General features: G+C 64.8%; 23 protein-coding genes. 10 read left to right on the top strand and 13 right to left on the bottom strand.

Going from position 1 to position 19,042, the window contains the following annotated elements; all coding sequences use genetic code 11:
- Nucleotides 1–20: 20 nt before the first annotated feature.
- On the bottom strand, nucleotides 21–776 hold the full coding sequence (locus tag CFE50_RS09025) for a Nif3-like dinuclear metal center hexameric protein (protein ID WP_286732868.1): 756 nt from the start codon (nucleotides 774–776) through the stop codon (nucleotides 21–23).
- Nucleotides 777–891: 115 nt separating this feature from the next.
- Between CFE50_RS09025 and CFE50_RS09030 the strand changes: the two genes are divergently transcribed.
- Entirely contained in the window at nucleotides 892–2,013 is a 1,122-nt protein-coding gene (locus tag CFE50_RS09030; protein ID WP_173150465.1) for a S1C family serine protease, read from the top strand.
- Between the two features lie 156 nt (nucleotides 2,014–2,169).
- Here the strand turns inward: CFE50_RS09030 and hisC are convergent, their stop codons facing one another.
- The 10 genes from hisC to CFE50_RS09080 all read right to left on the bottom strand — a co-directional run bounded on the left by hisC (nucleotide 2,170) and on the right by CFE50_RS09080 (nucleotide 9,987).
- Nucleotides 2,170–3,225 (bottom strand): histidinol-phosphate transaminase, encoded by a 1,056-nt coding sequence (hisC, locus tag CFE50_RS09035; RefSeq protein ID WP_278439459.1) that lies wholly within the window; start codon nucleotides 3,223–3,225, stop codon nucleotides 2,170–2,172.
- Complete coding sequence (gene hisD / locus CFE50_RS09040; RefSeq protein ID WP_241809578.1) at nucleotides 3,222–4,541, bottom strand: histidinol dehydrogenase; 1,320 nt, start codon at nucleotides 4,539–4,541, stop codon at nucleotides 3,222–3,224. Before hisD ends, hisC begins: the two co-directional genes overlap by 4 nt.
- A gap of 147 nt (nucleotides 4,542–4,688) precedes the next feature.
- Nucleotides 4,689–5,321 carry an ATP phosphoribosyltransferase gene (hisG, locus tag CFE50_RS09045; RefSeq protein ID WP_007159506.1) on the bottom strand — a complete coding sequence of 211 codons (633 nt, stop codon included), beginning with the start codon at nucleotides 5,319–5,321 and terminating at the stop codon, nucleotides 4,689–4,691.
- Between the two features lie 9 nt (nucleotides 5,322–5,330).
- Nucleotides 5,331–6,596, bottom strand: coding sequence for a UDP-N-acetylglucosamine 1-carboxyvinyltransferase (gene murA, locus CFE50_RS09050; RefSeq protein WP_007159507.1), 1,266 nt, complete (start codon nucleotides 6,594–6,596; stop codon nucleotides 5,331–5,333).
- A gap of 22 nt (nucleotides 6,597–6,618) precedes the next feature.
- Complete coding sequence (locus CFE50_RS09055; RefSeq protein ID WP_007159508.1) at nucleotides 6,619–6,858, bottom strand: BolA family protein; 240 nt, start codon at nucleotides 6,856–6,858, stop codon at nucleotides 6,619–6,621.
- A 73-nt stretch (nucleotides 6,859–6,931) separates the two neighbouring features.
- Entirely contained in the window at nucleotides 6,932–7,246 is a 315-nt protein-coding gene (locus tag CFE50_RS09060; protein WP_007159509.1) for an STAS domain-containing protein, read from the bottom strand.
- The gene (locus tag CFE50_RS09065; protein ID WP_286732878.1) at nucleotides 7,243–7,893 is read right to left on the bottom strand and encodes an MlaC/ttg2D family ABC transporter substrate-binding protein; all 651 of its coding nucleotides are present in this window, start codon (nucleotides 7,891–7,893) and stop codon (nucleotides 7,243–7,245) included. Before CFE50_RS09065 ends, CFE50_RS09060 begins: the two co-directional genes overlap by 4 nt.
- Before the next feature lie 14 nt (nucleotides 7,894–7,907).
- Nucleotides 7,908–8,384: an outer membrane lipid asymmetry maintenance protein MlaD gene (mlaD, locus tag CFE50_RS09070; protein ID WP_007159511.1), complete on the bottom strand. Its 477-nt coding sequence runs from the start codon at nucleotides 8,382–8,384 to the stop codon at nucleotides 7,908–7,910.
- Entirely contained in the window at nucleotides 8,384–9,178 is a 795-nt protein-coding gene (gene mlaE / locus CFE50_RS09075) for a lipid asymmetry maintenance ABC transporter permease subunit MlaE (protein ID WP_278439453.1), read from the bottom strand. Before mlaE ends, mlaD begins: the two co-directional genes overlap by 1 nt.
- Complete coding sequence (locus tag CFE50_RS09080) at nucleotides 9,178–9,987, bottom strand: ATP-binding cassette domain-containing protein (protein WP_027597091.1); 810 nt, start codon at nucleotides 9,985–9,987, stop codon at nucleotides 9,178–9,180. Before CFE50_RS09080 ends, mlaE begins: the two co-directional genes overlap by 1 nt.
- A gap of 204 nt (nucleotides 9,988–10,191) precedes the next feature.
- Here CFE50_RS09080 and CFE50_RS09085 point away from each other — a divergent pair, with 204 nt between their 5' ends.
- The 9 genes from CFE50_RS09085 to CFE50_RS09125 all read left to right on the top strand — a co-directional run bounded on the left by CFE50_RS09085 (nucleotide 10,192) and on the right by CFE50_RS09125 (nucleotide 16,720).
- Nucleotides 10,192–11,166: a KpsF/GutQ family sugar-phosphate isomerase gene (locus tag CFE50_RS09085; RefSeq protein WP_007159514.1), complete on the top strand. Its 975-nt coding sequence runs from the start codon at nucleotides 10,192–10,194 to the stop codon at nucleotides 11,164–11,166.
- 84 nt (nucleotides 11,167–11,250) lie between these two features.
- Complete coding sequence (gene lptC / locus CFE50_RS09090) at nucleotides 11,251–11,823, top strand: LPS export ABC transporter periplasmic protein LptC (RefSeq protein WP_007159515.1); 573 nt, start codon at nucleotides 11,251–11,253, stop codon at nucleotides 11,821–11,823.
- A complete protein-coding gene (lptA, locus tag CFE50_RS09095; protein ID WP_007159516.1) occupies nucleotides 11,810–12,352 on the top strand; it encodes a lipopolysaccharide transport periplasmic protein LptA in 543 nt (180 codons plus the stop codon). The genes lptC and lptA overlap by 14 nt, the downstream gene beginning before the upstream one ends.
- Nucleotides 12,349–13,077, top strand: a complete 729-nt coding sequence (lptB, locus tag CFE50_RS09100; protein WP_027597094.1) for an LPS export ABC transporter ATP-binding protein — start codon at nucleotides 12,349–12,351, stop codon at nucleotides 13,075–13,077. The genes lptA and lptB overlap by 4 nt, the downstream gene beginning before the upstream one ends.
- A 102-nt stretch (nucleotides 13,078–13,179) precedes the next feature.
- On the top strand, nucleotides 13,180–14,679 hold the full coding sequence (locus CFE50_RS09105; protein ID WP_286732885.1) for an RNA polymerase factor sigma-54: 1,500 nt from the start codon (nucleotides 13,180–13,182) through the stop codon (nucleotides 14,677–14,679).
- A gap of 89 nt (nucleotides 14,680–14,768) precedes the next feature.
- The gene (gene hpf / locus CFE50_RS09110; RefSeq protein ID WP_007159519.1) at nucleotides 14,769–15,077 is read left to right on the top strand and encodes a ribosome hibernation-promoting factor, HPF/YfiA family; all 309 of its coding nucleotides are present in this window, start codon (nucleotides 14,769–14,771) and stop codon (nucleotides 15,075–15,077) included.
- A gap of 18 nt (nucleotides 15,078–15,095) precedes the next feature.
- Nucleotides 15,096–15,560 (top strand): PTS IIA-like nitrogen regulatory protein PtsN, encoded by a 465-nt coding sequence (gene ptsN / locus CFE50_RS09115; RefSeq protein ID WP_007159520.1) that lies wholly within the window; start codon nucleotides 15,096–15,098, stop codon nucleotides 15,558–15,560.
- A gap of 1 nt (nucleotide 15,561) precedes the next feature.
- Nucleotides 15,562–16,416: an RNase adapter RapZ gene (gene rapZ, locus CFE50_RS09120; RefSeq protein WP_278439448.1), complete on the top strand. Its 855-nt coding sequence runs from the start codon at nucleotides 15,562–15,564 to the stop codon at nucleotides 16,414–16,416.
- A gap of 31 nt (nucleotides 16,417–16,447) precedes the next feature.
- Complete coding sequence (locus CFE50_RS09125; protein WP_007159522.1) at nucleotides 16,448–16,720, top strand: HPr family phosphocarrier protein; 273 nt, start codon at nucleotides 16,448–16,450, stop codon at nucleotides 16,718–16,720.
- 72 nt (nucleotides 16,721–16,792) lie between these two features.
- Here the strand turns inward: CFE50_RS09125 and CFE50_RS09130 are convergent, their stop codons facing one another.
- Nucleotides 16,793–17,407 (bottom strand): superoxide dismutase, encoded by a 615-nt coding sequence (locus CFE50_RS09130; RefSeq protein WP_007159523.1) that lies wholly within the window; start codon nucleotides 17,405–17,407, stop codon nucleotides 16,793–16,795.
- A 223-nt stretch (nucleotides 17,408–17,630) separates the two neighbouring features.
- Nucleotides 17,631–18,980, bottom strand: coding sequence for a metalloprotease PmbA (gene pmbA / locus CFE50_RS09135; protein ID WP_027597095.1), 1,350 nt, complete (start codon nucleotides 18,978–18,980; stop codon nucleotides 17,631–17,633).
- Nucleotides 18,981–19,042: the final 62 nt, after the last annotated feature.

Raw genomic sequence — 19,042 nt, forward strand, 5'->3', positions numbered from 1 at the left:
AAGTTCTATGCTTATGACGCTCAGGCGGGATTGCCGCAGTCGATGAAGAGGTGCTGGATCCCCAACTGCGCGGCCAGATGGTCGCCCAGTGCCTGCACCCCATAGCGCTCGGTGGCATGGTGGCCGGCGGCGAAGAAACTCACGCCGTTCTCGCGAGCGCTGTGCACCGTCTGCTCGGACACCTCGCCGGTCAGGTAGGCATCCACCCCGGCGGCGATGGCCTGGTCGATATAGCCCTGGGCGCCACCGGTGCACCAGGCCAGGCGCCGGATCGCCCGCCTGCCGTCGACCACCAGCGGCTCGCGCTGCAGCACGTCCGCCACCTGGCGACCGAAGTCCGCGGCGGATTGCGCCTGCGGCAACTCCCCCTGCCAGATCAGTCCCTTGGCATCCCCTGGCAGCGGCCGGATATCCTGCAGCCCCAGGCGGCGCCCCAGCTGGACGTTGTTGCCCACCTCGGGATGGACATCCAGGGGCAGGTGGTAGGCCAGCAGGCTGATGTCATGACTCAGCAGCGTCTTGATCCGCCGGTGCTTCATGCCGATGAGGCGGGCATCCTCGTTCTTCCAGAAATAGCCATGGTGCACCAGGATGGCATCGGCACCGGCGGCGACGGCGGCGTCCAGCAGCTGCTGGGAAGCCGTGACGCCACTGACTAGCAGGCGCACCTGCTCACGGCCCTGGACCTGCAGGCCGTTGGGGCAATAATCCTGGATCCGGGCCGATTCCAGGTAGCGGTCGGCGGTCTCTACCAGTTGCTCAAGGGACAGGGTCACGTGCGGCTTACCTCCTCGTTGGCGGCGCCAGCGTGTCTTCGGCTGGCGCCGCTCCTTATAATGGCCGCCAGCTTATCCGGCGCACCCCGGGTGGACAAATTCAAGGATGTGATCGATGTACAAGGCTTTGCGTTATCTCGGCTGGCCCGTGCTGTGCGGTCTGCTCGTTGCAGCCCTGATCATGCAGCGCTATCCCCAGTGGCTCGGCCTGCCCGCCCAGCCACCGCTGTTCGAGGCCGCCCAGGCGCCCGCCAGTTCGCGCCAGGAAGGACCGGTTTCCTACGCCGACGCGGCCAGTCGCGCCGCGCCTGCGGTGGTGTCGCTGCGCTCGACCAAGGCGGCCAAGCCGGGCAAGGCCGGAGATACGGCCAGCGACCGCAAGGGCGCGACCAAGCCGGTGGAAGAACTCAGCCTGGGTTCCGCCGTGCTGATGAGCCATGACGGCTATCTGCTGACCAACAATCACGTGACCCTGGACGCCGAGTCCATCGTCGTGGCGCTGGCCGACGGCCGCCAGACCCTGGCCAAGCTGATCGGCAGCGATCCCGCCACCGATCTGGCCGTGCTCAAGATCGACCTGCCCAATCTGCCGGCCATCTCGGTAGGCGATTCGAGCGCCATCCGCATCGGCGACGTGGTGCTGGCCATCGGCAACCCCTTTGGCGTCGGCCAGACGGTGACCATGGGCATCATCAGCGCCACCGGTCGCAACCAGCTGGGTCTCAATACCTACGAGGACTTCATCCAGACCGATGCGGCGATCAACCTGGGCAATTCCGGCGGCGCGCTGGTGGATGCCAGCGGCAATCTGATCGGCATCAACACCGCCATCCTTTCCGGCGGCTCCCAGGGCATCGGCTTCGCCATCCCGATCAAGCTGGCCATGGAGGTCATGCGCTCGATCATCCAGCACGGCCAGGTCATCCGTGGCTGGCTGGGCGTGGCGGTGGAGGTGATCACCCCGGAGCTGGTCAAGACCTATGGCCTCAAGGTCGACCAGGGCATCGTGGTAACGGACATCGATCCCGATGGACCGGCGCACAAGGGCGGTCTGCGCGCGGGCGACGTGCTGGTCAAGCTGGCTGGCCAACCGATCAGGGACGGCCGGCTGGCGATGAACCAGATCGCCCGCAAGCAACCTGGCGACAGCATCCCCATCGAGGTGCTGCGCCAGGACAAGACCGTGCAGGTCAAGGTTACCGTCGGGATGCGCCCCCTGATGGAGAAGGCGCGCTAGGCTCTGTACGTAAAGTGCCTACGCTCGGTGATGCTTCGTTGAAAAGCGCTTCGGAATGCTAATTTACCACTCGTAAACTCCGCTTCCTCAGCGCTTTTCGCCTCGCCTGACCATCGCTCGGCGACCTTTCGAACAGAGCCTAGCCGCGAACGAGGTTCAGAGGGTGTCGAGGGCCGTGATCAGCGCCTGATTCTGCGCCGGCGTGCCGATGGTGATGCGCAGGAAGTCGGCGATGCGTTCGGGGCGGCTGAAGTGGCGCACGATGACGCCGTGCTCGCGCAAGCCCGCGGCCAGCGCCGCGCCGCCCTTCTGCACATGCCGGGCGAAGATGAAGTTGGCGGCCGAGGGCAGGACCTCGAAGCCACGCTCCAGCAACTGGCCCACCAGCGCTTCGCGACTCTCGATCACCTGCCGGCAGGTCTCGTCGAAATAGGCGCGATCCTCGAAGGCCGCGGTCGCGCCGGCCAGGGCCAGGCGATCCAGCGGATAGGAGTTGAAGCTGTTCTTGATCCGCTCCAGGGCTTCCATCAGCGGCGCCTGTCCCAAGGCCAGCCCTACCCGCAGACCGGCCAGGGAACGGGACTTGGACAGCGTCTGGGTCACCACCAGGTTGGGATGGCGCTCGATCAGGGCGACCGCGGACTCGGCCCCGAAGTCGACATAGGCCTCGTCCACCACCACCACCGAGGTCGGATTGCCGGCGACGATGCGCTCGATGGCGTCCAGCGCCAGGGCGCTGCCGGTCGGCGCATTGGGGTTGGGGAAGATGATCCCGCCATTGGGGCGCAGATAGTCCTCGGGGACGATCTGGAAATCCTCGTCCAGCGCCGGCGTCTCGAAGGCGATGTCGTAGAGGCCGCAATAGACCGGATAGAAGCTGTAGCTGATGTCCGGAAACAGGATTGGGCGGCCATGGCCGAACAGACCCAGGAAGATGTGCGCCAGCACCTCGTCCGAGCCGTTGCCGACAAACACCTGGTCGCTCTGAAGGCCGTAGTAGCGGGCGACGGCATCCTTCAGCGCCTGACCGTTGGGGTCGGGGTAGAGGCGCAGGTCGTCGGTGGCCGCGGCGCGAATGGCGTCCAGCGCCCGCGGCGACGGACCGTAGGGATTCTCGTTGGTGTTGAGCTTGACCAGGTTGGTCAGTTTGGGTTGCTCACCCGGCACATAGGGCACCAGGTTCTTGACGAAGGGACTCCAGAGTTCGCTCATGCCTGCTCCTCCTGAATACGGTATTCGGCACTGCGGGCGTGGGCGGTCAGGGACTCGCCACGCGCCAGCACCGAGGCGACCCGACCCAGCGCGGAAGCGCCCGTGGCCGAGCAGTGGATGATCGAGGAACGCTTCTGGAAGTCGTACACGCCCAGCGGCGAGGAGAAGCGCGCGGTGCCCGAGGTCGGCAGCACATGATTGGGACCGGCGCAGTAGTCGCCCAGGGCCTCGGCGGTGTAGCGACCCATGAAGATGGCGCCGGCGTGGCGGATGCTGGGCAGCCATTGCTCGGGTTCGGCGACCGACAATTCCAGGTGTTCGGGGGCGATACGGTTGGCCACCTCGATGGCCTGGGCCATGTCGGCGACCTGGATCAGGGCGCCACGGCCTTCCAGGGAGGCGCGGATGATCTCGGCGCGCTCCATCTCCGGCAGCAGACGGGCGATGCTGGCCGCCACGGCGTCGAGGAAGGCGGCGTCCGGACTGACCAGGATGGCCTGGGCGTCCTCATCGTGCTCGGCCTGGGAGAACAGGTCCATGGCGATCCAGTCGGGATCGGTCTGGCCGTCGCAGACCACCAGGATCTCCGACGGGCCGGCGATCATGTCGATGCCGACTTTGCCGAACACGTGGCGCTTGGCGGTGGCGACATAGATGTTGCCAGGGCCGACGATCTTGTCCACCGGGGGTACGCTTTCGGTGCCATAGGCCAGGGCGGCCACGGCCTGGGCGCCACCGATGGTGAAGACGCGATCGACACCGGCCAGGGCTGCGGCGGCCAGCACCAGTTCGTTGACCTCGCCACGGGGCGTGGGCACCACCATGACCACTTCCTTTACGCCGGCGACCTTGGCCGGAATGGCGTTCATCAGCACCGAGGAGGGATAGGAGGCCTTGCCCCCCGGCACATAGAGCCCGGCACGATCCAGCGGAGTGACCTGCTGGCCGAGCACGGTGCCGTCGGCCTCCTGGTACTGCCAGGAATCCTGGCGCTGCTTTTCGTGATAACGACGAACGCGCTCGGCAGCGGCTTCCAGCGCGGTGCGCTGCTCCGGCGTGATGCGGGTCAGGGCTTCTTCCAGACGCGCGCGCGGCAGGATGAGATCGCTCATGGCGGTCGCCTCGACGGCATCGAAGCGCCGGGTGTATTCGAGCAGCGCGGCGTCGCCCTGGTGGCGCACGTCGGCGATGATCGCCAGGACCCGCTGGTTGATGTCGGCATCCGACACCCCTTCCCAGCTCAGCAGATGATCCAGATGCTCGGCGAAATCCGGAGCGGCGGCGGCGAGTCGGCGGATGGCGAGCGGAGCGGTCATGGCGGATCCTCTTCAGGAGAGCGAAAGGGGCGCCCGAGAGTAACAGCCGGCTCCGTGTGGGCGCCCGACAATTTGGCTATGGCACGGATAGGCGAAGCTGGAGGGATGGAAGCAGTCCTGGCCGGCATTCGGCATGCCAGCCAGAACTTAGGCGCCGCGCGCCTCGACGGCGTGTCTCAGGGTCTCGATGAGGGCCTGAATGCGGCCATGCTGCATCTTCATCGAGGCCTTGTTGACGATCAAGCGCGAGCTGATATGGGCGATCAGCTCCTGGGGTTCGAGCCCGTTGGCCTTGAGGGTATTGCCGGTGTCGACCACGTCGATGATCTTGTCGGCCAGGCCCACGAGCGGTGCCAGCTCCATGGAGCCGTACAGCTTGATGATGTCGACCTGACGACCCTGCTCGGCATAGTAGCGCTTGGCGACATTGACGAACTTGGTCGCCACCCGCAGCCGGCCACGCGGCGCCGGAGCGCCCACGGCGCCCGCGGTCATCAGTTTGCAGCGGGCGATGCGCAGGTCCAGCGGCTCATAGAGGCCATCGCCGCCGTATTCCATCAGCACGTCCTTGCCGGCCACGCCCAGGTCCGCGGCGCCATGCTCCACATAGGTGGGCACATCGGTGGCGCGGACGATGAGCAGCCGCACATCGTCCTGGGTGGTCGGGATGATGAGCTTGCGGCTCTTGTCCGGATTCTCGGTCGGAGCGATCCCCGCCGCCGCCAGCAGCGGCAGGGTGTCGTCGAGGATACGGCCCTTGGACAGGGCGATGGTCAGCATCGGAGGTCCTTACTTGGGCGTGCGACGGATCTTGGCGCCGAGCAGCTGGAATTTCTCCTCGATGCATTCGTAGCCGCGGTCGATGTGGTAGATGCGATCGATCAGGGTATCGCCTTCGGCCACCAGGGCGGCGATGACCAGGCTCGCCGAGGCGCGCAGGTCGGTCGCCATGACCGGGGCGGCCTTGAGGCTGGGCACGCCGGTGACGATGGCGGCATTGCCTTCGATGGCGATGTTGGCGCCCATGCGCACCATCTCGTGAACGTGCATGAAGCGGTTCTCGAAGATGGTCTCGACCACGGTACCGGTGCCTTCGGCGACGGCGTTCATGGAGATGAACTGGGCCTGCATGTCGGTGGGGAACGCCGGGTAAGGCGCCGTGCGGATGTTGACCGCGCGGGGGCGATTGCCCTTCATGTCCAGCTCGATCCAGTTGCTGCCGGTGGCGATGTGGGCACCGGCCTCTTCCAGCTTGGCCAGCACGGCCTCGAGGATGGTCGGATCGGTGTCCTTGAGCTTGACGCGACCGCGGGTGGCGGCGGCGGCGACCAGGTAGCTGCCGGTCTCGATGCGGTCCGGCAACACCGAATAGGTAGCGCCACCCAGGCGCTCGACGCCTTCCACGGTGATGGTGTCGGTACCGGCGCCCTGGATGTTGGCACCCATGGCGATCAGGCAGTTGGCCAGGTCGACGACCTCGGGCTCGCGAGCGGCGTTCTGGATGACGCTGCGGCCCTTGGCCAGGGTGGCGGCCATCAGCACGTTCTCGGTACCGGTCACGCTGACGGTGTCGAAATAGTAGTGGGCGCCGCGCAGGCCGCCGGCCGGCGCCTTGGCCTTGATGTAGCCGCCTTCGACGGTGATCTTGGCACCCATGGCTTCCAGGCCACGCAGGTGCAGATCGACCGGCCGCGAACCGATGGCGCAACCACCGGGCAGGGCGACTTCCGCCTCGCCGAAGCGGGCGACCATTGGACCCAGCACCAGGATCGAGGCGCGCATGGTCTTGACCAGCTCATAGGGCGCGACCAGGGTCTTGATGCTGGAGGCATCGACCTCGACATTGAGCTTTTCACCGATCACCGGCTGGACGCCCATGCGGCCGAACAGCTCGATCATGGTGGTGATGTCGTGCAGGTGCGGCAGGTTGGCGATGGTCACCGGGGTGTCGGCGAGCAGGGTCGCGGCCAGGATCGGCAGGGCGGAGTTCTTGGCCCCGGAAATGCGAATTTCACCGTTCAGGCTGTTGCCGCCGGTAATGATCAGTTTGTCCATAGCGAGTTCTCGGCGCTGCGAATCAGGCGCGTTCGGCCCAGGCAGCACGGGTGAAGAATTTCATGGTGACAGCATGGATGCTGCCATCGGCGATCTGCGGCTGGAGATGGGAGTAGACCTGCTGCTGACGCTTGACCGGGCTGAGTGCCTGGAGCTCGTCGCTGATCAGGTAGAGCTGGAAGTTGCAGCCCTCGCCTTCCACTTCGACCTGGGTATCGGCCAGTTTTGCCTCCAGGAGGCTTTTGACTTCTTGGGCCTGCATGGCGGCACCTCGGCAATCTAGTACAGCCGGCGATCATACAAAAAAACCGGCTGTACGGCGACTGCGATGACCGCTACCCGTGCGCGTCTTCCGCCAGGGGCAGCAGGGCGAGGGCATCCGAGACGTCGGCGATCTGCCGCAACTCGGAAGGCAGGCTGGCGATGGTCAGCGGGCGCCCCGCGGCCTGGGCATCGCGCAGCCAGGCCAGCAACAGCGCGAGGCCGGCGCTGTTGGAGCGTTCGACACCGGCGCAATCGAGCACCAGCGGACCACTGCCCTGGCCGATCAGCGCCCTGCCCTGCTCGCGCAGGGTGGGCACGTTGGCGTGATCGAGCACGCCCGACAGTTGCAGTCGGGCGCCTTCGCCGGTGATGGCGGCGCGACTCACGAACCGACCTTGGCCTTCTGGGCCTCGGGAGAATCCTTGGCCTTGGCCACGGTGCCCGCCCAGTTGTTGATGGTCTTGTCCAGGTCGTTGCCGTTTTCCTGCATCGCCTGGGCGAACTGGTCACGGAACAGCTTGCCGAGGTTCAGGCCATTGATGATGACGTTGCGCACCTTCCACTCGTTGCCCTGCTTGACCATGCTGTACTGCACCGGGTACACGGCGCCGTTGTTGCCCTTGACCTCCATGCCCACGCTGGTGCGATCGGGACCGTCGGACGGCCCTTCGGGCAGCACCCGGATCCCCTGGTTGTTGTACTCCAGCAGCGCATTGCCATAGAACTGCATCAGGCTGCGCTTGAAGTTTTCCTGGAAGCGCGCCATCTGCTCGGGCGAGGCGCTGCGGCTGTAGCGCACGGTCATGATGCTGCGCGAGATGCCTTCGGCATCCACCACCGGGCCGAGGATGTTGTTGAGCGATTCGTAGAAGGCTTCTGGGCTGCTGCGATACCGGTCGCGATTGGTCTCGAGGTCGCTGAGCAGGGTGGTGGTGGTCTGCTGGATCACGTCGTGGGCCGAGGGCGCCGCCTGGGACACCAGAGGCAGCAGGGCCAGGATCGCGATCACTCCGTGACGAAGTAGCTTGAGCATGGAAAAGCCTCTCATCATTTATTGGCGGAAGAGTCTTTATTGACCGAATTGAGCAGGAATTTGCCGATCAGGTCTTCGAGAACCAGCGAGGATTGTGTATCTCGAATGGTCGAGCCTTCCTTGAGCACCTGCTCGTCACCGCCCACGCTGATGCCGATGTACTTTTCGCCGAGCAGGCCGGCGGTCAGGATCGAGGCGATGGAGTCGGTCGGCAGGTTGTCCACCTGCTTGTCGATCTGCATGGTGACCCGGCCACGGTAGCTGTTGCGGTCGAGATCGATGGCGGTGACCTTGCCGATGGTCACGCCCGACATGGTCACCCGCGATCTCACGGTGAGACCGGCGATGTTGTCGAAATAGGCGTAGACCTTGTAGGTATCGTGATGGTCGCTCATCGTCAGACCGCTTACCCGCAGCGCCAGCAGCAGCAGTGCGAGCACGCCGGCCAGCAGGAAGAGTCCGACACCGATTTCCTGGGTGCGGGTTTGCATCAGAGATCTCCAAACATCAGGGCGGTAAGAATGAAGTCGAGGCCGAGCACGGCAAGCGACGCATAGACGACGGTACGGGTGGTGGCGCGGCCGATGCCTTCGGAGGTGGGCTCGCAGTCATACCCCTGGAAGACGGCGACCCAGGTCACCACGAAGGCGAACACCAGGCTCTTGATCACACCGTTGAGCACGTCGCTGAGCATCACGCTGTTCTGCATGGTGGCCCAGAAGGAACCGTCATAGACGCCGAGCCAGTCGATGGCGACCATGGCCGCGCCCCAGATGCCCACCACGTTGAACATGGCGGCCAGCAGCGGCATGGAAATGAAGCCGGCCCAGAAACGCGGCGCGACGATGTACTTGAGCGGGTCCACACCGATCATTTCCAGACTGGACAGCTGCTCGGTGGATTTCATGTTGCCGATCTCGGCGGTCAGGGCGGAGCCTGCCCGGCCGGCGAACAGCAGGGCCGTCACCACCGGGCCGAGTTCACGCAGCAGGGTCAGGGCGACCATCTGCCCCACCGCCTGCTCGGAGCCGTACTTGACCAGGATGTTGTAGCCCTGCAGGGCGATCACCATGCCGATGAAGAAGCCCGACACCACGATGATCGGCAGCGACATCACCCCTACCGAATAGAGTTGCTTGCCCAGCAGCTGCAGGCCGCTGCCCACGCCACCGCGACCGAACACCGCCAGCAGCAGGACGATGACCGAGCGGCCGATGGCCGCCACGACGTCCAGCCCGGCGCGGCCCAGTCGACGAATCCGCTCTATGGCGGAGACCTTACGCATCAGTGTTTCCCCAGCAAGGCATCGCGCAGATCCGGCGCGGCGAAGTGGAAGGGTACCGGGCCATCGGGGATGCCCTGCATGAACTGGCGAACCCGCGGATCCGGCGATTCGCGCAATTCCTTCGGCGTGCCCTGCCCCAGCACCTTGGTATCGCCCACCACATAGAGGTAGTCGGCGATGCTGGCGGTTTCGGCCAGGTCGTGGGAGACCACGATGCTGGTCAGTCCCAGCGCCTGGTTGAGCAGGCGGATGAGGCGCACCAGCACGCCCATGGCGATGGGGTCCTGGCCGACGAAGGGCTCGTCGTACATGAGGATCTGCGGATCCAGGGCGATGGCCCGCGCCAGGGCGACCCGGCGCTTCATGCCACCCGACAGTTCGTCCGGCATAAGTTCGATGGCGCCGCGCAGTCCCACCGCCTGCAACTTGAGCAGGACGATGTCGCGGATCATCTCCTCGGGCAGCTTGGTGTGCACGCGCAAGGGAAAGGCCACGTTCTCGAAGACATCGAGATCGGTGAACAGCGCGCCACTCTGGAACAGCACGCCCATCTGCCGGCGCATCTCGAACAGCTCGCCACGGGACAGCTGCGGCAGGTTGGCGCCATTGACCCAGATCTCGCCACTGCTCGGTCGCAACTGGGCGGCGATGAGGCGCAACAGGGTGGTCTTGCCACTGCCGGACGGTCCCATGATCCCGGTGACCTTGCCCCGCGGGATGCGGATATCGACCCGGTCGTAGATCAGACGCGTGCCGCGCTTGAAGGAAACGCCCTTCAGCTCCACGGCGTACGGGCTATCGACGGTCATCAAGACTCCTAAGGTTCAACTCTGTGCAGGGAGACGCCGCTCCGCCGCTTCAGGGCACGCGACACTCGCGTTCGGCGGCCCCGGCAAAAGGGCGGCACTATAGCATTCGTTGCCAATGAGACTCCTGAGCCACGGGCGGCGTTGCTGAGTGTCGCGGCTTTGCGCATATAATTTCCGATTGTCCCGTCACCTGCCTTCTGACCCATGTCCGACTCAATAGATTTCATCGCCTCCGCCAAGCGCACCATAGATGTAGAGCGAGCGGCAGTGGCCGCCCTGGGCGAACGCATCGACGACAGCTTCGCCGCCGCCTGTCGCCGACTGCTGGCCTGCCGCGGGCGCATCGTGGTCCTGGGCATGGGCAAATCCGGGCATGTCGGCAACAAGATCGCCGCGACCCTGGCCAGCACCGGCAGCCCGGCCTTCTTCGTGCACCCGGCGGAAGCCAGCCATGGCGACATGGGCATGATCACCCGCGATGACGTCATCATCGCCATCTCCCAATCGGGCACCTCCAGCGAGATCCTGACCCTGCTGCCGCTGATCAAGCGCCTGGGCGTCCCGCTGATCAGCTTTGCCGGCAATCCCGCCTCGCCCCTGGCCAAGGCCGCGGACGTCAACCTGGACACCAGCGTCGCCACCGAGGCCTGCCCGCTCAATCTGGCGCCCACCTCCTCCACCACCGTCGCCCTGGTGCTGGGGGATGCCCTGGCTATCGCGCTGCTCGAGGCGCGCGGCTTCACCGCCGAGGATTTCGCCTTTTCCCACCCGGGTGGCGCCCTGGGCCGGCGCCTGCTGCTCAAGGTGGAAAACGTCATGCATGCCGGCGCCGATCTGCCGCAGGTCGGCGAGGACACCCTGGTGTCCGACGCCCTGCTGGAGATGTCGCGCAAGGGCCTGGGCATGACCAGCGTGCTGGCCGCCGATGGCCGTCTCGCCGGCATCTTCACCGACGGCGATCTGCGTCGCGCCCTGGATCGCGGCATCGACGTGCGCACCACGGCGATCGCAACCGTGATGACCCGCGGTGGTCGAACCGCCAGGGCGCAGATGCTCGCCGCCGAGGCGCTGAAGATCATGGAGGAGCACAAGATCAACGCCCTGGTGGTGATCGATGACGAGCGCCGCCCGATCGGCGCCCTCAACATGGGTGACCTGCTACGCGCCGGGGTGCTGTAGGCCGGGTTATACTGCTCGACCAAATGCGCCGACATCTCGTGTTCAACCCGCCGCCCCCTGGTGCGGCTCACCACAGGTACCCTCATGTTTCGCAGCTTGCGCCGCCCCGTGCTGTTGGTCCTGATCGCCGCCGCGCTCATCGCGATCGGCTACTGGAACATCCTGCCGCAGCGCTTCGTCGATGCCCCGGCCTCGTCGACCCCGCAAGACAGCGCCATCGACGGCTATGCCCTCAATACCCGGACGATTCAGTATCGCCTGGACGGCAAGATCCAGTACGAACTCAAGGCCGAGCGCAGCGAACACGTCAAGGCGACCGACGTCACCCTGGTGACCCGCCCCGACATGCTGGCCTTTCGCGGTACCGACTATCCCTGGCACATTCGCAGTGCCCGCGCCGAGGTCGCCCCCGGTGGCAGTCAGGCGGAGCTGATCGATGACGTGCGCGTCGAGCGTACCGATGAGAAAGGCCGCCCGGTGGTGTTGACCACCACCCGCATGACCGTCTTTCCTGACAAACAATATGCGCAAACCGAGCAAGCCGTTAGAATCGAGGCCGCCAATGGGGTGACCACGGCCAATGGCATGAAAGCGTATTTAGAAGACGGCAGAATGCTCCTGCTGTCCAACGTAAGAGGCCAGCATGAGGTTCGTTAAAACCCTCCCCTTCCTGTTCACCCTCGGCGCCACCTTTGGCAGTGCCGCGGCTTGGGCCCTGCCGACCGATCGCACCCAGCCGATCCGCGTGCAGGCCGACAGCGCCGAGCTCGATGACAAGCAGGGCGTGGCCGTGTACCGCGGAGACGTGGTCATCACCCAGGGCAGCATGAAGATCACCGGCAACACGGTGACCCTCACCCAGGACAACCAGGGCAACATCAAGGTCGCCACCGCAGTGGGCAAACCGGCCTACTACGAGCAGAAGCCCTCGGCGGACAAGGACATCGTCAAGGCCTATGGTCTGACGATCCAGTATTTCGCCCAGGAAAATCGCATCATCCTGATCGACCAGGCCAAGGTGGTCCAACAGGGCAACACCTTCGAAGGCGAGAAGATCGTCTACGACACCCAGCGCCAGATCGTCAATGCCGGGCGCGCCAACGGCAGCAAGGTCACCACGCCGCGGCCGCGGATTGACATGGTCATCCAGCCGAAGGATCAGCAGCAGTCGGGGCAGGGACAATGACGGTTACGCTCAAAGCCCAGCATCTGGCCAAGAGCTACAAGGGTCGTCAGGTCGTTCGCGACGTCAGCGTCAGCATCGACAGCGGGCAGATCGTCGGCCTGCTCGGTCCGAACGGCGCCGGCAAGACCACCTGCTTCTACATGATCGTCGGCCTGGTCAAGGCCGATCAGGGTCGCGTGCTGATCGACGACCAGGACGTCACCGCCCTGCCCATGCATGGCCGTGCCCGTGCCGGGATCGGCTACCTGCCCCAGGAAGCCTCGATCTTTCGCAAGCTGACCGTGGCCGACAACATTCTCGGCATCCTGGAAACCCGCAAGGACCTGGACAAGGCCGGCCGGCTCCGTGAGCTGGAGAGCCTGCTGCAGGAATTCCACATCACCCACATCCGCGACAACCGCGGCATGAGCCTGTCGGGTGGCGAGCGGCGCCGTGTCGAGATCGCCCGCGCCCTGGCCACCGCGCCCAAGTTCATCCTGCTGGACGAACCCTTCGCCGGCGTGGACCCCATCTCGGTGGGCGACATCAAGCAGATCATTCGTCACCTCAAGGCCAAGGGCATCGGTGTCCTCATCACCGACCACAATGTCCGGGAAACCCTGACCATCTGCGAAACGGCCTATATCGTCAACGATGGCCAGCTCATCGCCGAGGGTACCGCCGAGGAAGTCCTCGCCAATGAGCTGGTGAAGGAAGTCTATCTGGGCCACGAATTCCGCCTCTAGGCAAACCCGGGGAAACAAGGCATATAATTTGCTAACGCTCGCAGGGTTCGCGAGGTTCGGTGGCGCTGTTCGCGTCGGTAGACAAGGTGTATTTCCGCAGCCATGAAACCATCGCTAGTCCTCAAGATGGGCCAGCAGCTGACGATGACGCCGCAGCTGCAACAAGCCATACGTCTGCTCCAACTCTCGACGCTCGACCTGCAGCAGGAGATCCAGGAAGCCCTGGAATCCAATCCGATGCTGGAACGCCAGGAAGAAGGTGAAGACTTCGACCAGAGCGACGCCTCGGCTGAAGGCGACGAGCTGGCGAACCCCGGCGGCACCGAAATCAATTTCAAGGAAACCTCGGTCGCCACCAATGAGATGGCCGACGAATCCGAGTGGAGCGAGCGCATCCCCAGCGACAGCGAGCTGCCGGTGGATACCGCCTGGGAAGACATCTACCAGACCAGCGCCAGCAGCCTGCCCAGCAACGACGACGACGAGTGGGATTTCACCACCCGCACCTCGGCCGGCGAGAGCCTGCAGACCCACCTGCTCTGGCAGCTCAACCTGGCGCCGATGTCGGATCTCGACCGCCTGATCGCCCTGGCGATCATCGACGGCATCGACACCGATGGCTATCTGCAGGAAAGCCTGGAAGACATCCACGCCTCTCTCGATCCCGAGCTGGAAGTCGATCTCGACGAAGTCGAGGTGGTGCTCCGCCGCGTCCAGCAATTCGAACCGGCCGGCGTCGCCGCGCGCAATCTGCGCGAGTGCCTGCTGATCCAGCTGGCCCAGCTGCCGGCTAACCTCCCCCTGCTCGGCGAGGCCAAGCGCCTGGTCGGTGACTACCTGGATCTGCTCGGCAGTCGCGACTATGCGCAGCTGATGCGCCGCATGAAGATCAAGGAAGACGAACTCAAGCCGATCATCGAGCTGATCCAGACCCTGCACCCACGGCCCGGCTCGCAGATCGAGTCCGGCGAGGCCGAATACGTGGTGCCGGACGTCATCGTGCGCAAGCACAACGAGCGCTGGCTGGTGGAACTCAACCAGGAAGCCGTACCGCGCCTGCGGGTGAATCCCCAGTACGCCGGCTTCGTCAAGCGCGCCGACAGCAGCGCCGACAACACCTACATGCGCAACCAGCTGCAGGAAGCGCGCTGGTTCATCAAGAGCCTGCAGAGCCGCAACGAGACCCTGATGAAGGTGGCGACCCAGATCGTCGAGCACCAGCGGGGCTTTCTCGAATACGGTGAGGAGGCCATGAAGCCGCTGGTCCTGCACGACATCGCCGAGGCGGTGGGCATGCACGAATCGACCATCTCCCGGGTGACCACCCAGAAGTTCATGCACACCCCGCGTGGCATCTACGAACTCAAGTACTTCTTCTCCAGCCACGTCAGCACCGCCGAGGGGGGCGAATGTTCCTCCACCGCGATCCGCGCGATCATCAAGAAATTGGTGGCGGCGGAAAACGCGAAAAAGCCGTTGAGTGACAGCAAGATCGCTGGTTTACTGGAATCGCAAGGTATACAAGTCGCTCGTCGCACGGTGGCTAAGTATCGGGAATCCCTGGGTATCGCTCCGTCCAGCGAACGCAAGCGTCTCATCTGACGCGTCCTGATGTGACCGTGCCTCGATCGACCCTTGTCATGTCGGCGAGCAGCTTCGCCGATCGTAGCCCGGCAATAAGGAGAAGCGGTATGCAAGTCAACATCAGTGGCCATCAGCTTGAAGTGACAGAAGCCCTGCGTGACTACATCGGCGAGAAACTCGCCCGCCTCGAACGGCACTTCGACCGTATTACCAACGTCCAGGTGATTCTGGAAGTGGACAAGCTCAAGCAGAAAGCAGAAGCCACCCTGCACGTCGCCGGCGCCGCAGTGGTCGCCAATGCCGAGCACGACGACATGTATGCCGCCATCGATCTCCTGGCCGACAAGCTCGACCGCCAACTGATTAAACACAAGGAAAAATCGATCGAACGCCAGCAGGGCGTCGGCGTCCGCTGAGGTTTCGATCGCCGCTTTATGATCAGACTCGAAAACATCCTGACCCCCGGCCGCACCCAGACGGGTGCGCCGGGCGGCAGCAAAGCCGCTGTACTGGAACGCATCGCCGAACTGGCCGCGCAGGAACTGCCCGGCCACGACGCCGCGCACATCCACGAATGCCTGATGGCGCGCGAGCGTCTGGGCTCCACCGGTTTCGGCAATGGCATCGCCATTCCCCACTGCCGCCTGGCGGGTCTGCAGCAACCGCTGTGCGTGCTCTTCCACCTGCAGCAACCAGTGGACTTCGACTCCCTCGACGGCGCGCCGGTAGACCTGGTGTTCGTCCTGCTGGTCCCGGAAGCCGCCACCGAACAGCACCTCACCCTGTTGCGCCAGATCGCCGGCATCCTGGATCGCGCCGACATCCGCGAGCGGTTGCGCAAGGCCAAGGACAGCCAGGCGCTCTATCAGATCGTCGTCGAGGCCCAGAGCGGACACTGACATGCACCTCATCATCGTGAGCGGACGTTCCGGGTCGGGCAAGAGTACGGCGCTCAACGTGCTTGAGGACAATGGCTTCTATTGCATCGACAACCTGCCGGCCAGTCTGCTGCCCGATCTGGCCCAGCATGCCCTGACCGACATGGAGCGCCCGCAGCCCAAGGTCGCCCTGTCCATCGATGCACGCAACCTGCCCAGCCAGTTGCAACGCTTTCCCGAATTGCTCGAACAGGTGCGCAGCCGCAACATCCGCTGCGACATCCTCTACCTGGACGCCGATGACCAGACGCTGCTCAAGCGCTTTTCCGAGACGCGTCGCCGGCATCCGCTGTCCAACCAGGAAAGATCCCTGGCCGAGGCCATTCACGACGAGCAGGTGCTGCTGTCGCCCATCGCCGACCTCTCCGATCTGAAGATCGACACCACCCACCTGAATCTCTACCAGCTGCGCGACATCCTCAAGTTGCGCCTGCTGAACGCCCCCGAGCCCGGCACCGCCTATCTGGTGGAGTCCTTCGGCTTCAAGCGGGGCCTGCCGGTGGACGCCGACATGGTGTTCGACGTGCGCTTTCTGCCCAATCCCTACTGGAAACCGGACCTGCGCGACTTTTCCGGACTGGATGCCCCGGTGCGGGAATATCTCGAGCAACAGCCCGAGGTAGAGACCCTGTACAATGACATCCGCGATTACCTAGTGAAGTGGTTGCCGCGTTTTGCCGCCAACAACAGGTCCTATGTGACCGTGGCCATTGGCTGTACCGGTGGTCATCACCGCTCGGTCTATCTGGCCGATCGCCTGGGTCGCGAACTCAAGAACCTGCTCAAGAACGTCCAGATCCGTCACCGCGATCTCTGACGCCCGTTTTGTTTCGACAAGGACAGACTCAATGCCTGCCCAACAGATCACCATCATCAACAAGCTGGGCCTGCACGCCCGTGCGGCGGCCAAATTCGTCGGCGTGGCCGGCCGCTATCCCGCCAGCGTCCGCGTCGGCCGTAGTGGCGAATCGCCGGTCGATGGCAAGAGCATCATGGCGGTCATGATGCTGGCCGCCGGCAAGGGCACGGTCCTGCAGCTGGAAACCGAGGGTGAGCAGAGCGACGAGGCCATGCGCGCCCTGGTCGAGCTGATCAATAACTACTTCGACGAGGGTGAGTGACAGGCCCTCTGCGCCAGTCGCAGCCCCGATAAAAAAAGCCGCCCGAGGGCGGCTTTTTCATTGGGCGTCGACTCAGGCGTTCAGCGCCGCTTCGTAGCGACGGGACACTTCCGGCCAGTTGATGACGTTGAAGAAGGCGCCGATGTACTCGGGACGACGGTTCTGGTAGCGCAAATAGTAGGCGTGCTCCCAGACGTCCAGGCCGAGGATCGGGGTGTTGCCGGTCATCAGCGGGCTGTCCTGGTTGCCGGTGCTCTCGACCACCAGCTTCTTCTCGGGGGTGACGCTCAGCCAGGCCCAGCCGCTGCCGAAGCGGGTCAGGGCAGCCTTGGTGAAGGCTTCCTTGAAGGCGTCGAAGCCGCCCAGCTGGGACTCGATGGCTTCGGCCAGGGCGCCTTCGGGCTTGCCGCCGGCGTTGGGAGCCATCACGGTCCAGAACAGGCTGTGGTTGGCATGGCCGCCACCGTTGTTCTGCACGGCGCCGCGCTTGTCCTGGGGCAGCTTGTCCAGCTGGCGAACCACGTCTTCGGCCGACAGGTTGGCGAACTCGGTGCCTTCCAGCGCCGCGTTCAGGTTGTTGATGTAGGTCTGGTGGTGCTTGGTATGGTGGATTTCCATGGTCTGGGCATCGACGTGCGGTTCCAGCGCGTCGTAGGCGTAGGGCAGCTGAGGCAGAGTATGCGGCATGCGGATTGTCTCCATGGTGGCTTTGGTATGGACCCACCGCCCTTGGGCGATGGGGTGTACGGCTGGTGCGCCACGGCGCACCGTCTGAAGCCTTGGCCGTCCGGTCAGCGGATTCGACCGCACGGCTATGTCCTAGTGCATTGCTAGGATACTAACGAGTAACGGGGTGGGCTGTCTCCCGTTCGACAGGATTTTCCTCATCGCGACGGCTCCTACCGCCCTTCTAGCTGCCCGCCAGGGTCATGCCATCGATCAGGACCGAACCGGTGCGCAGACTGCCGCGGCGTTCCACGTCGCTGCCCACCGCCAGGATCTGGCGGAACATGTCGCCCAATCGCCCGGCGATGGTGACCTCCTGGACCGGAAACTGGATCTCGCCATTCTCGATCCAGAAGCCGCCGGCACCCCGGGAATAGTCGCCGGTGACCAGGTTGGTGCCCTGCCCCATCATTTCCGTGACCAGGAAGCCTGTGCCCATCTGCCGGATTAGCTCGGCCTGATCGGCCGTGCCATGGCTGACGTGCAGGTTGTGCACGCCGCCGGCATTGGCGGTGCTCTGCAGGCCCAGCTTGCGCGCGGAATAGCTGCCGAGCACATAGGACACCAGCTGGCCGTTCTCGACGAAGGGCTTGGCGTAGGTGGCCAGGCCTTCGCCGTCGAAGGCGGCACTGCCCAGGGCGCGCGGCAGGTGCGGCCGCTCGTCCAGGGTCAGCCAGTCGGGAAACACCTGCTGGCCCAGGGCGCCTTCGAGGAAGGACGACTTGCGATAGAGGTTGCCGCCGGAAATGGCGGCGAGAAAGGTGCCGAACAGGCCGGCGGCCATTTCCGGCGAAAACAGCACCGGGACCTTGGCGGTGGGCACCGGCCTGGCTCCCAGGCGACTCACGGCGCGTTCGGCGGCGCGGCGACCGATCTCCTCGGCGCTCATCAGCTCGTGGCCGATCCGATTGACGTCGTAGTAGTAGTCGCGCTGCATGGCCTCGCCGCTGCCGGCGATCATCACGCAGCTCAGGCTGTGCCGGGTGCTGGCATAGCCGCCGACGAAGCCGTGGCTGTTGCCGTATACCCGGCAGCTCTGGTGGGTGTTGAGGGTGGTGCCGTCGGCATTGCCGATGCGGCTGTCGGCGGCGTAGGCCGCGGCTTCGCAGGCCAGCGCCTGCTCGATGGCCTGCTCGGGGGTGATGTCCCAGGGATGATAGAGGTCGAGGTCGGGCAGTTCGCCGCGCGCCATCAGTTCGGCGTCGGCCAGGCCCGCGCAGGGATCCTCGGAGGTGTGCTTGGCGATGGCCAGGGCCGCGGCCACGGTTTCGCGGATCGCCTCGGGACCGGTAGCGGAGGTACTGGCCGAGCCCTTGCGCTGACCGGCATAGAGGGTGATGCCGAAGCCCTGGTCGCGATTGAATTCGACAGTTTCCACCTCGCCCTTGCGGACCGAGGTGGACAGGCCCTGGTCGACCGAGACGGCCACTTCACCGGCACTGGCGCCCTGGCGCCGGGCCTCGGCCAGGATGGCCTCGACCTGTTCGCGCAATTCGGGGAGCGCAGCGGGACCCACGGCGGCGTTGCGATTCATGACGTTCTCCTTACGGACGGCGCCGGCCAGGCCGGACAACCGTGCGGCAACTCGTTATGATG

The organism is Pseudomonas sp. PGPPP4 (assembly GCF_002256045.1).
Taxonomy (GTDB): Bacteria; Pseudomonadota; Gammaproteobacteria; order Pseudomonadales; family Pseudomonadaceae; genus Chryseomonas; species Chryseomonas oryzihabitans.